Annotated in this window: 13 protein-coding genes; 10 read left to right on the forward strand and 3 right to left on the reverse strand. The window is 64.2% G+C overall.

Annotated features, from left to right (window positions below):
* Window positions 1-87: 87 nt before the first annotated feature.
* Window positions 88-264 carry a DUF805 domain-containing protein gene (locus GTW58_RS10595; RefSeq protein ID WP_255409147.1) on the reverse strand — a complete coding sequence of 59 codons (177 nt, stop codon included), beginning with the start codon at window positions 262-264 and terminating at the stop codon, window positions 88-90.
* A gap of 58 nt (window positions 265-322) precedes the next feature.
* Between GTW58_RS10595 and GTW58_RS10600 the strand changes: the two genes are divergently transcribed.
* On the forward strand, window positions 323-1,492 hold the full coding sequence (locus GTW58_RS10600) for a heparan-alpha-glucosaminide N-acetyltransferase domain-containing protein (protein ID WP_157980534.1): 1,170 nt from the start codon (window positions 323-325) through the stop codon (window positions 1,490-1,492).
* Here GTW58_RS10600 and GTW58_RS10605 read toward each other — a convergent pair.
* The gene (locus tag GTW58_RS10605) at window positions 1,480-2,163 is read right to left on the reverse strand and encodes a GntR family transcriptional regulator (RefSeq protein WP_119933416.1); all 684 of its coding nucleotides are present in this window, start codon (window positions 2,161-2,163) and stop codon (window positions 1,480-1,482) included. The two genes, GTW58_RS10600 and GTW58_RS10605, sit on opposite strands and share 13 nt — an antisense overlap.
* A 142-nt stretch (window positions 2,164-2,305) precedes the next feature.
* On the opposite strand from GTW58_RS10605, the gene GTW58_RS10610 reads away from it, so the two are divergent.
* The 9 genes from GTW58_RS10610 (at window position 2,306) to GTW58_RS10650 (ending at window position 10,843) form a co-directional block, all read left to right on the forward strand.
* Window positions 2,306-3,523 carry a sarcosine oxidase subunit beta family protein gene (locus tag GTW58_RS10610; RefSeq protein ID WP_047690343.1) on the forward strand — a complete coding sequence of 406 codons (1,218 nt, stop codon included), beginning with the start codon at window positions 2,306-2,308 and terminating at the stop codon, window positions 3,521-3,523.
* A 61-nt stretch (window positions 3,524-3,584) separates the two neighbouring features.
* Window positions 3,585-3,872, forward strand: coding sequence for a sarcosine oxidase subunit delta (locus GTW58_RS10615; RefSeq protein ID WP_119933417.1), 288 nt, complete (start codon window positions 3,585-3,587; stop codon window positions 3,870-3,872).
* Window positions 3,872-6,820 (forward strand): sarcosine oxidase subunit alpha family protein, encoded by a 2,949-nt coding sequence (locus GTW58_RS10620; RefSeq protein ID WP_119933418.1) that lies wholly within the window; start codon window positions 3,872-3,874, stop codon window positions 6,818-6,820. The genes GTW58_RS10615 and GTW58_RS10620 overlap by 1 nt, the downstream gene beginning before the upstream one ends.
* Entirely contained in the window at window positions 6,813-7,493 is a 681-nt protein-coding gene (locus GTW58_RS10625) for a sarcosine oxidase subunit gamma (protein ID WP_047689479.1), read from the forward strand. The genes GTW58_RS10620 and GTW58_RS10625 overlap by 8 nt, the downstream gene beginning before the upstream one ends.
* Window positions 7,494-7,582: 89 nt before the next feature.
* Complete coding sequence (purU, locus tag GTW58_RS10630) at window positions 7,583-8,512, forward strand: formyltetrahydrofolate deformylase (protein ID WP_119933419.1); 930 nt, start codon at window positions 7,583-7,585, stop codon at window positions 8,510-8,512.
* A gap of 58 nt (window positions 8,513-8,570) precedes the next feature.
* Entirely contained in the window at window positions 8,571-8,909 is a 339-nt protein-coding gene (locus GTW58_RS10635; protein ID WP_047689446.1) for a DUF2200 domain-containing protein, read from the forward strand.
* Between the two features lie 160 nt (window positions 8,910-9,069).
* Window positions 9,070-9,573, forward strand: coding sequence for an asparaginase domain-containing protein (locus GTW58_RS10640; protein WP_232818097.1), 504 nt, complete (start codon window positions 9,070-9,072; stop codon window positions 9,571-9,573).
* A gap of 118 nt (window positions 9,574-9,691) precedes the next feature.
* Window positions 9,692-10,330 carry a DsbA family protein gene (locus GTW58_RS10645; RefSeq protein ID WP_119933421.1) on the forward strand — a complete coding sequence of 213 codons (639 nt, stop codon included), beginning with the start codon at window positions 9,692-9,694 and terminating at the stop codon, window positions 10,328-10,330.
* Between the two features lie 63 nt (window positions 10,331-10,393).
* Window positions 10,394-10,843, forward strand: coding sequence for a hypothetical protein (locus tag GTW58_RS10650; protein WP_157980535.1), 450 nt, complete (start codon window positions 10,394-10,396; stop codon window positions 10,841-10,843).
* Between the two features lie 12 nt (window positions 10,844-10,855).
* Here GTW58_RS10650 and GTW58_RS10655 read toward each other — a convergent pair whose 3' ends face one another.
* Complete coding sequence (locus GTW58_RS10655) at window positions 10,856-12,238, reverse strand: peptide MFS transporter (RefSeq protein WP_370448287.1); 1,383 nt, start codon at window positions 12,236-12,238, stop codon at window positions 10,856-10,858.
* Window positions 12,239-12,256: the final 18 nt, after the last annotated feature.

The following is a 12,256-nucleotide window of genomic DNA, read 5'->3' on the forward strand; positions in this document are numbered from 1 at the left end:
CTTCCTCGGTGCTGCCATGCTCCTCATCCTCCCGTGGATTCAGAGCCTCCACCAGACCCGGGGCGATTCAAAGCGTTTGTCGTCCTCTCAGTCGTAACCCAGGTGCGCAAATTCCGGGTCCAGTGGCGCTGAACGCTTGGCCAGCAGGACCAGAAGAATGGCCGGCCCCAGCACGGCAATCACTGCGATCACCAACAACCACCCGGACAGTCCGGCGTCGTGCAGGCGCCTCACGGAGGTCGTGATGAAGGGGATCATGTGCAACAGGCCTATACCCCACCCATCAGCCCGTCACCAGGTGGAACCGGCAGAATCGGCGGCAATGTCCCCACCATCCTCGCCCAGCCTGGCGGCACACCTGAGTCGGAATGTTCGCCGTCTGGAGCAACCACGCCGTGAGCCAGGCATTGACCTTGCCCGCGGTTTGGCGGTTCTGGGCATGTTTGCAGCACATCTGATGGTGGTCCCGGAACTCGTCTGGGCTGACCCCGGAACCTGGCTGGGGGTGGTGGAGGGCCGTTCCTCCATCCTGTTTGCCACCTTGGCTGGAGTGTCACTGGGGCTGTTGGCCCGGTCCGCCTCACAAGCGCCCGGGATTCAGGCAGGTGCGCGAACCTCCATCGCCATCCGCGCGGCGGTCATCTGGGCCATCGGGTTGGGGCTGCTTGCTTTTGAGATCCCTGTCTACATCGTGCTGCCCGCCTACGGTGTTCTGCTCTTGATCGGTGCGATCATGCTCACGTGGTCCACACGATGGTTGCTGGCCACCTCACTGCTGGTAGCCGTCACTGCACCCTTTCTGGTGGCTTTCATCAACCGCCATGGTCCGCCCGTTCCGGACTCGGCCGCAGAAGCTGTGTTCGATGCATTGGGGTGGAACTACCCGTTCGTTCTCTGGGTGGCATTTGTGGCCGCCGGCCTGGTGGCCGGCCGGGCGGTGGCGCACTCAACCACCCGCACACTGGTGATGGCGGCGGGCGGTGCGGTGGCCGCCGTCGTTGGATACGGGGTGGTGGGGCCTGCGGGAAATGCCGTGGTGGAAACCCACGGTGAATACCTGCCCCCGGGTACGCGGCTGTGGGCACTGTCCGTGGTTCAAAGCTTTCCGCATTCCTCAGGGGTGGGGGAGGCCGTTGGATCGGGCGGGTTCGCGCTGGCGGTGATTGGCCTGTGCGTGCTGATCGGTCGCACGGCAGTGCGGTGGCTCCTGTGGCCCATGCGCGTACTCGGCTCCATGCCCTTGACCGCTTACGTGGCGCATCTGGTGGTTTGGGGAATCTGGATTCTGGCCAACCCGGAGGTGGGCCGGGTGATTGATCCGCTGGACGGCTTCCGCGCCCTGGACCCGTTCTGGCCCATGACCTTGGGAATCACCACCGGGTGCATCCTGTGGGCGCTGTTGGTGGGGCGTGGTCCACTGGAATCCTTGCTGCACTTCCTGGCAAGTCCATCCGTGGCCCACGAACACCTGAAGGACGCTCAGAGCACCTGACGGATGTGGGTTTCAAACTCCTGAACATGGGTGCGCATGGTCTGTGCTGCAGCCTCGGCATCGCCGTCCACAATGGCCCTCAGCAGAGTTACGTGTACCTCAATGTGCTGGTGGATCACGGGCAGCCGGTCCGCGGCCACACACCAGATCCGTGTGGCCAGATTGTTGTACCGCTCCAAGGTGGCCTGGAGGTGGCTGTTGCCGGCGGCGGTGTAGATCTCCCGGTGGATGCGCCGGTCCCAGCGCAGCGCGTGGTCCCTGTCCGCAGGAGTTGGCGGCGTGGACTCCAGTTCCTGGATCAACGCCTCCACAGCATCACGACGACGCCCCCCACGCATCTGCGCCGCCAACCCTGCGGCAAGAGGTTCAAGCACCTGGCGGACCTGAGAAATCTCAGACAGCGCGGTGATGTCCACGGGTGTGGCAAAGGTTCCCCGCCGTGCGTAGGTCATCACCAGGTGGTCTGATTCCAGCCGTTTGAGGGCCTCCCTCAGCGGGGTGCGGCCCACGCCGAGCTCGCGGGAGAGTTCGCCCTCGTTGACCGGCTCCCCGGGGGCGATGTCCAGGAAGATCAGGCGGTCCTGCAACTGCTCAAAAGCCTGGTCAGCCAGGGATCGCGTAGGGCCTGGTGGTGCCGTGGCGGCTTGCGTGGTGGCGGGTTGAACGCTCATGCCCTCCACTCCTTCCCGGTCTTGTTGAGGTCACGGTGAAAAAGGTCATTGACACTGATTCAAGCCCTAGCATAGCGTGGCCGCACAACAGATATATCAGTCCTGTATCAGGATTGCCGCTGAGCTGCGAACGGAGCCATCCATGGCTGACCTGCTCCCGGAACACCCAGACTTTCTGTGGCGTAACCCGGATCCCAAGCCCTCCTACGACGTCGTGATTGTGGGTGGTGGTGGCCACGGACTGGCCACGGCCTACTACCTGGCCAAGCACCACGGCATCACCAACATTGCGGTGTGTGAGCGTGGATGGCTGGCCGGAGGCAACATGGCCCGCAACACCACCATCATTCGTTCCAACTACCTGTGGGATGAATCGGCTGCTATTTATGAGAAGTCGCTGAAGCTGTGGGAGGTCCTTCCGGAGGAGCTGGAGTACGACTTCCTGTTCTCCCAGCGCGGCGTGATGAATCTGGCCCACACCCTGGGGGACGTCCGGGAGAGCGTGCGGCGCGTGAACGCCAACAAGCTCAACGGCGTGGATGCCGAGTGGCTCTCCCCGCAAGAGGTCAAGGAACTGTGCCCCATCATCAACATCGGGGATGACATCCGTTACCCCATCATGGGTGCCACCTATCAGCCGCGTGCGGGGATCGCCAAGCATGACCACGTCGCCTGGGCATTCGCCCGCAAGGCGGATGAAATGGGCGTGGACATCATCCAGAACTGTGAGATCACGGGATTCCTCAAGGAGGGCGACCGTGTGACCGGAGTGGAAACCACCCGCGGCACCATTCACGCCGGCAAGGTGGCGCTGTGCGGCGCGGGGCACTCCTCGGTCCTGGCGGAGATGGCCGGATTCCGGCTGCCCATCCAGTCCCACCCGCTGCAGGCGTTGGTCTCAGAACTTCATGAACCCGTCCACCCCACCGTGGTGATGTCCAACCACGTGCATGTCTACGTCTCCCAGGCGCACAAGGGCGAGCTGGTCATGGGTGCCGGTATTGATGCCTACAACGGCTACGGCCAACGCGGTGCCTTCCACGTGATCGAACAGCAGATGGCTGCGGCCGTGGAACTGTTCCCCATTTTTGCCCGAGCGCACGTGCTGCGGACCTGGGGCGGCATTGTGGACGTCACTCTGGATGCCTCCCCGATCGTCTCCAAGACGCCGGTGGACCAGATGTACGTCAACTGCGGTTGGGGTACGGGCGGATTCAAGGGCACTCCCGGCGCCGGCTTTGCCTTTGCCCACACCATTGCCACGGATGAACCGCACCCGCTCAACGCGCCCTTCAGCCTGGAGCGTTTTGAAACCGGTGCCTTGATCGATGAGCACGGCGCGGCCGCAGTGGCCCACTGACGCTCACCCGAATCAACGACGCCGAACACCTGCGGACGCTCACCCTCAGAAAGAGACCACCATGTTGCTGATCGAATGCCCCTACTGCGGGCCACGTGATGAAACCGAGTACCACTACGGCGGTGAAGCCCACGTGCCGTACCCGGAGGACCCTGCTGCACTGACGGACAGGCAGTGGGGCGAGTACCTGTTCTACCGCCGTAACACCAAGGGCCTGTTGGCAGAGCGGTGGGTGCACACCGCCGGATGCCGCAAGTGGTTCAACGTGGTGCGCGACACCGCCACGTACAAGGTCCAGTCCGTCTACCGCCTCACCGATCCGCGCCCGAGCACCGGAGGTGCATTGTGATGCAGGCACAGTCCGCGAATCAGTCACACCGCCTGTCTGCAGGCAATGCAGCGGGTCACGGCATCAACCGTGACCAGAGCTTGTCCTTCACTGTGGATGGCCGTCAGTTCCAGGGCCATGCCGGGGACACCGTGGCCTCCGCCCTGCTGGCCAACGGAGTGATCACCTGCGCCGACTCCATGTACCTGGGCCGCCCCCGCGGTGTCATGGCAGCCGGCGTGGAGGAGCCCAACGCACTGCTGAAGGTCACGGCCCGCCATGACGTTGACGTGGATGAATCCATGCTGCCCTCCACCACGGTGGAGCTGGTGGAGGGTCTGAGCGCCACGCACTTGAGTGGTCTGGGTCAGCTGGATCCCGCCACGGACAAGGCCTATTACGACCACAAGTACGTGCACACGGACGTCCTGGTGATCGGCGCCGGTCCTGCCGGTCTGGCGGCGGCAGCACAAGCCGCAAGCACCGGCGCTCGCGTGCTGGTCATGGATGATCAACCCACGGCCGGTGGGTCCCTGTTGAGCTCGCGTGATGAGCAGATCAACGGTGCTCCCGCCTTGGAATGGGTGCGCCAGACCGTGGCAGATCTTGAACAGCAGCCGGAGGTCACCGTGCTGCCGCGCACCACGGCCATCGGCAGCTATGACTCCAACTACGTGGTTGCCGTGCAACGTCGCACGGACCACCTCCCGGAGGCTCCAGCCGCCGGTGTTTCCCGCGAGCGCGTCTGGCACGTACGCGCAGCTCGGGTGGTGTTGGCCACCGGTGCGCACGAACGCCCCCTGGTGTTCTCCAACAATGACCGCCCCGGCATCATGTTGGCCGGTTCCGTGCGCACCTATCTGAATCGCTACGGTGTGGCCGCCGGTGACACGGTGGTTGTGGCCACCACCAACGATTCCGCTTACGTCACGGCAGCCGATCTGGTGGCAGCGGGGGTGACGGTGGCCGCCGTCGTGGATTCCCGGACTGCCCCCGGTGCTGAAGCCGCGCAGCTTGCCGAACGTGCGGGTCTGCGCGTGCTGAGCGCAAGTGCCGTGGTGGACACCTCCGGTGACGGTGAGGGTGGCAGGCTCAGCGGTGTGACGGTCAGCGCCATTGACCACGACGCCGCGCCCACCGGCTCCACCCAGGACATTGCAGCGGATCTGTTGGCCGTCTCCGGCGGTTGGACCCCGGTGGTGCACCTGCACAGCCAGCGTCAGGGCAAGGTGACCTGGGATGAGGACCTGGCCGGGTACGTGCCGACTGCAGCGGTTGACCACCAATTCGTGGCCGGTGCCTGCAACGGAACCTTGGACTTGGCGGGTTGCCTGGCCGAAGGCGCTGACGCTGGCCGGCAGGCCGCTGCCTCCGGGTACCAGGGCAGTGGGGAGAGCTCCCAGGCTGAGCCCGTGCCGCAGGTATCCGAAACCTTCACCGCCATGGCCCCCACTCGTCCTCTGTGGCTGATGGGCTCCCCAGGGGATGGTGAGCAGGACTTTTCCCACCACTTTGTGGATCACCAACGGGACCAGACCGTGGCTGACGTGCTGCGTTCCATTGGCGCCGGGATGCGCTCGGTGGAGCACGTCAAGCGTTACACCTCTATCTCCACAGCCAACGACCAGGGCAAGACCTCCGGGGTGAACACCATTGGTGTGATTGCCGCAGCGCTGAACGATCCCAACGTGGGCGGGGTGGGAACCACCACCTACCGTGCCCCCTACACACCGGTGAGCTTTGCAGCACTGGCGGGGCGGCGTCTGGGGGATCTGTACGATCCCGCTCGCACCACCTCCATCCACTCCTGGCACGTGGAGCACGGTGCACAGTTCGAGGACGTGGGGCAGTGGAAGCGCCCCTGGTACTACCCGCAGGCGGGGGAGGACATGGATGCCGCCGTGCTGCGCGAATGCGCGGCCGTGCGTGAATCCGTGGGCTTCATGGACGTCACCACGTTGGGCAAGATCGAGATCCGTGGTGCTGACGCCGGGGAGTTCCTCAACCGGGTCTACACCAACGCTTTCAAGAAGTTGAAGCCCGGCATGGCCCGCTACGGCGTCATGTGTTCGGCGGACGGCATGGTGTTCGACGACGGCGTCTCCTTGCGCCTCGACGAGGACCGCTACCTGATGACCACCACCACCGGCGGGGCTGCCAAGGTCCTGGAGTGGCTGGAGGAGTGGTCCCAGACCGAATGGCCTGAACTGGATGTGACCATGACCTCCGTGACGGAGCAGTGGGCGGCCGTGGCCGTGGTGGGGCCCAAGTCCAGGGAGGTGGTGGCCCAACTGGTGCCGGATCTGGACATCTCCCAGGAGGCGTTCCCGTTCATGGCCTTCCGGGAAACCGTGTTGGCCAACGGCATCCCGGCGCGTGTCTGCCGCATCTCCTTCTCCGGGGAGCTGGCTTACGAAATCAACGTGCCCACCTGGTACGGCATGACCGTGTGGGAGGCTGTGGCGGATGCCGGTGCACCGTACGGGATCACCCCGTACGGCACGGAGACCATGCACGTGCTGCGTGCAGAAAAGGCCTTCCCGATTGTTGGTCAGGACACGGACGGCACCGTGACCCCGCAAGATCTGGGCATGGACTGGGTGGTGTCCAAGACCAAGGACTTCATCGGCCGCCGGTCTTATGACCGTCCGCTGGCTCTGGGTGATGATCGCAAACAACTGGTGGCCGTGCTGCCCGTGAACACGGAGATCCGCCTGGAGGAAGGTGCCCAGCTGGTCAACCACGGCACCCCCATCACCCCACAGGACGGACCCGTGCCCATGCAGGGCCACGTGACCTCCAGTTACCGCAGCGCCGCCTTGAACCGCACGTTCGGGCTGGCTCTGGTCAAGAGTGGCCGATCCCGGATCGGGGAAACCTTGCAGGTGCCGCAGGGTGACCAGCTGATCGACGTCGTGTTGGCCGAACCCGTGCTCTACGACCCCGAAGGGAAGCGCCGTGATGGTTGAGCAGACTGGAACCGATCTTGCCGGGCTGCGCCGCAGCCCACTGGCCCACCTGGCTGAGACCTTGGAACAGGTCAGTGCTGGCAGCGACTCCGTGACGGTCCGGGAGATCCCGTTCTTGAACATGGTGGGGATCCGGGTGGATCCCGACTCAGCGGTGGCTTCCACCCTGGCAGGGATCACCGGTGTGGGCTGGCCGAGTGCCCACGGTGAAGTCACAGGAGCCGTCGGAGACAGCGCTGTGCTGTGGTTGTCACCGGATGAGTTCCTGCTGGTCACCGAGGACGCCGTGGAACTCCCACCCGGACTGGACGGAAGCCCGGACGGTGCCCTGCCCACCATCTCCACCCACCCGCTCACCGTGCGGCTGGTGGCAGCCATGGCGGACAGCGGGCAACCCGGTCAGGTGGTGGATCTCTCCGCCAACCGCACCACGTTGGAGATCTCCGGGCCGCATGCGCGGGACGTTCTGGAAAAGGGCTGCCCCATGGATCTGCACCCACGGGCCTTCCCGGTGAACACGGCAGTGTCCACCACGCTCGGACCCGTTCAGGTCATGTTGTGGCGCACCCATGAGGACACCTGGCGGTTGATGCCACGGTCCTCGTTCGCGCACTTTGTGGCCCAGTGGTTGCTGGATGCCATGACCGAGTTCACGGCAACTCCCGTGTCCTGAGCCTGCACTCAGCAGGCTCCACCCATTCATTCACCGTCAGTACGCACCGGGGTCCTTGGGACCCGGATCATCCAGACAAGGAGATCGCCATGGACAACGGGTTGCCCACCCCCACCAGCGACACCGCACCCGCCCAGAACTCCGGGCGCACTGAAGACACCTCCGGGGCGGAACTGGTGCTCACCCTGGACTGCCTTGAGGCATCCGGCATCGTGCACGCCGTGAGCGGGGTACTGCTGGATCACGGGTACACCATCGTGGAGCTCACCCAGTTCGACGACCGCAGGCAGGGGCATTTCTTCATGCGGGTGCACGTGGCGCCGTCGTCCTCGGACGGGGTTGACGTCAAGCACCTGCGGGAGAGCCTGGGGGAGTTGGGTGAGCGGTTCGGCATGCGCTGGGACCTGGTGGAACACGGGGCCAAGCGGCGGGTGCTGGTGATGGTCTCCAAGTTCGGTCACTGCCTCAACGATCTGCTGTTCCGGGCCCGGACCGGGGAACTGCCGGTGGACATTGTGGCCGTGGTGTCCAATCACCGGGACCACCAGCGCCTGGTGGAATGGCACGGAATTCCGTTCTTCCACGTGCCCGTCACCGCAGACACCAAGCCGGAGGCCGAATCCAAGCTGCTGGAACTGGTGGACCGCTTTGAGGTGGATCTGGTGGTGCTGGCCCGTTACATGCAGGTGCTCAGTGACGCCCTGGCCACGCGCATGGAAGGCCGGGTGATCAACATTCACCACTCCTTCCTGCCCAGCTTCAAGGGCGCCAAGCCCTACCACCAGGCCTACGACCGCGGCGTCAAAACCGTGGGGGCCACCGCCCACTACGTCAACGCCGAGTTGGACGAGGGGCCGATCATCGCCCAGCAGGTGGTGGACGTGAACCACGCCTACGGGCCGGAGGACCTGGTGGCAGCCGGGCGGGACACCGAATGCAAGGCGCTCTCCGATGCCGTCAAGTGGCACTGTGAGGGCCGGGTGATCCTACGCGGCAACCGCACCGTGGTGCTGCGCTGAGCGGTGCCTGACTTTCCTGCTGGTCTGACCTTCCTGCGGGCCTGGCTATCCTGCTGGGATGAGCCGGATTGAGAAGATGGCGTTCGCGGACGTCTACCCGCACTACGTCACCAAGGTTGAAAAGAAGGGCCGCACCACGGCTGAATTGCATCAGGTGATCCAGTGGCTCACCGGGTTCGACGACGCCGACCTTGACCGCCATCTCACGGAGAAGACCACCTTCCCGGCGTTCTTTGACGACGCCCAGTTGCACCCCAACGTGGAGCTGATCACAGGTGTCATCTGCGGGGTCCGAGTGGAGGAGATCCAGGACCCGCTGATGCGCAAGGTCCGCTACCTGGACAAGCTGGTGGATGAACTGGCGCGCGGCAAGGCCATGGAGAAGATCCTGCGCTGAGTCGAACCGAGCACCAAATCATGGGGGACGTACGGATTCCACGCTGAATCCGTACGTCCCCCATGATTACGGCTCAAGGGTCTGTGGCTCTGACCGGTATCCTCAGTCTCCGGCCCGGACGGCACCAGCCGGGCACTGGTTTGGACAGGAAGAGACAACCGTGAGCGAATCCACCACCATCACGCTGCTGAGCACCGGCGGCACCATTGACAAGATCTACTCCCTGGCGGGGGAGCTTAAGATCGGGGACCCGGCTGCGGCAGAGATCCTGGAGATCGTGCGGCCCACCGTGCCCGTCACCGTGGAGTCGGTGCTGCGCAAGGACAGCCTGGACATTGTGGATGAAGACCGTCAGGTGCTGGTGGAGCGCGTGGACGCACTCACGCAAAACCTGGTGGTGATCACCCACGGCACGGACACCATGACTGACACTGCGGCCTACCTGCAGGCCAACGGCAAGAACCTGACGGACAAGGTGATTGTGTTCACCGGTGCCATGCAGCCTGCCTCCCTGAAGGTCACGGACTCCCACTTCAACCTGGGGGCTGCCTTTGCGGCTGTTCAACTCTTGGAACCGGGAATCTACCTGGCCATGAGCGGACGGATCTTCCCGGCAGGTACGGTGGTGAAGGACCGCGCTCGCGGGCAGTTCGTTGAAGCCTGACTGCCACTAGATGCCTGGTTGGTGCCAGACGCCTGAGGTTCCAGGCCACGCATGACGCGCCCCAGACGCCTGAACGCACCTGACCCCGCGCTGCAGAACCCGTCCCGGAAAGGACGCCATGACACGGGCCCTGAAAGTGACCATCACCGTGCTGACCGTGGCTGCGGTGGTGGTGCTGGGTGCGGTCACCGTGGGACTCATGACAGGTGGCGGATCCAGCCCCCAGGGCTCGGGGGATGCTCAGATCATGCGGGAAGACACCCGGACCCTGTCTGACGGGCCGGATGCCGAACTGGTGGAGGTCCTGGATTTCGAATGCGCGGCGTGTGCGGACCTGTACCCCTACATGGAGCAACTGCGTGAGGAGTACGGGGACCAGGTCACCTTTGCCGTGCGCTACCTGCCCATGCACGGAAACTCCTTGGGAGCTGCCCAAGCCGCTGAAGCTGCTGCCGAACAAGGTGAATTCCTGTCCATGTACCAGACCTTGTTCCAGAACCACGGACAGTGGAGTGGCAGCGACTCCTCCCAGAAGGAGACGTTCTTTGACTACGCCCGGGAGCTGGATCTGGACATGGAGCAGTTCCGTGCCGATTACGAGGACCCCGCAACGGTGGAGCGCATTGCCCAGAATCAGTTGGATGCAGAAGCGCTGGGAGTCAGCACCACGCCGTCGTTCTTCCTGGACGGGCAGCGCATCCACCCGGAGACCATGGATGACATGCACGCCTTGATCCAGGAGGCCATTGACAGCTGAAGGATGACGCGATTCGTCCTTCCGCAGGATGTGCGTCACGCCACACCTACTTATGGTTGAACCATGAGTTCACTAGTCACATCTCTTGGTTTGACCGCTGCCAGCGGCGCGTTCACGCTGCTGGATCCGGAGGACTGGCCCGCGGGCGTGCGCACTGCCTACGTAGTGGTCCCGGCTGCAGCCGCCGCCGCATATGTGGCCTGTCAAATGGGCACCTCCCACCGCTCGGAGACCCACGTTGCTTCCCAGGTCTCTCCGGATCCGCAGGGCTCCGCGGGCTCTGCTTCACATCATCACGACGCCGCACCCAGCCCCCGTGCCATCGCACTGGTGGCGGGAGCTGTGGGATTGGGTACGGCGGCTGCTGGTGCGGCATCTTTCCCGATTGATCGAGGCATCAGGAACTTGGTGGCTCGCGCAGGAGCCCGGCATCCGCGGCGGTGGATGGCTGCGGGCGTCGTCGTAGTGTGTTTGGCCCTGGATGCCGTGGAACGCAGGTCCAAGGACACCTGATCCGGGCAGGGGTCACCGCACTCCGCGCATGGCCTTGGTGATGGGACGTGCCAGGATCAGGATGACCACGCCGATGCCAACGGTCACAGCACCCAGGCTGCCGAAATAGAGGGCCTCGTTCTGTGCACTGTAGAACTGGGCCAGCGATCCGGACAGGGCGGTGCCCAGGGCCACGGACAGGTAGTTCAAGGACACCATCATGACCGGGTAGGCCCGCGGCGTCAGCTTGGTGGACACGGACAATCCCACCGGGGAGAGCAGGAGTTCGCCCATGGTGGCCATGAGCATGATCAGTGCCACCCACATCACGGCCACGGAGGCCACGTTGACCTGACTCAGGAACACCAGGAAGGCAGCGCCCATCAGAATGATGCCCAGGCCGAACTTGGCGGGGGTGGCCGGCTGACGGTTGCCGAGCTTGGTCCACAGGGCCGCAAAGACCGGTGCCAGCAGGATGATGAACGCAGGGTTCAAGGACTGCACCCACGGCACCGGGATCTCCCAGGTGCCCAGCATGCGGTTGAGCCGTTCATCCGAATAAATGGTGATCACGGTGAACTGCTGCTGGAACAGTGCAAAGAACGCAGCCGAACCCACGAACATGGGGATGAAGGCCACCACCCGGGAACGTTCGTCCGAGCTGATCTTCTTGCTGGTCAGAAGCAGCACAAACAGTGCCACGGCGGCGATCACAATGGCCACCACGATCACATCGGCAAGGTTGCCCGGGTGCAACCAGCCCAGCAGCACCGCCACCACAATCGCAGCCAGGGCCACCAGCGCAATGATGATCCACTGTGGGTAGTGGGAGCGTGGCAGCGGGTTGGGGATCTGGTGGACGCCACGCGGCAAACGACGACGACTCACCACGTACTGCGTCAGACCCACCGCCATGCCGATGGCAGCCAACGCAAAGCCCACGTGGAAGCCCCACTGCTGCTGGACCCAGCCGGTGAGCAACGGGCCCACCAGGCCGCCGATGTTGGCCTTCAGCCCACCGGAGCCCACTGCAATGAGCAGCAGGCCAGTGGCCAGTCCTGCGTATCCGGGTAGAACGGACAGTGCCACGTGACCGGCCATGATGAGCACGGCATTGGCGAACATGGCGCGTTCCGAACCGATCAGCCGGTCCGCGATCCAGGCACCCAAGATGGTGCACAAGTACACGGTTCCGCCGTAGGCGCCCACAATGCCTGCGGCAACGCTTTGATCCATGCCCAGACCGCCGTCAGTGGTCTGGTAGTACATGTAGAGCATGATGATGCCCTGCATGCCGTAGAAGGAGAACCGCTCCCAGAGCTCCACGGAGAACAGGGAGGCCAGCATCCTGGGTTGTCCCAGGCACTGTTTGGTGGATTCGTGTTGGTGGGTGGTCAAATCCTCGCCGACCGTGATGCTGGAGATGCGTTCAGT

Origin of the sequence: Kocuria subflava, from assembly GCF_012163155.1 — a bacterium.
Lineage (GTDB): Bacteria > Actinomycetota > Actinomycetes > Actinomycetales > Micrococcaceae > Kocuria > Kocuria subflava.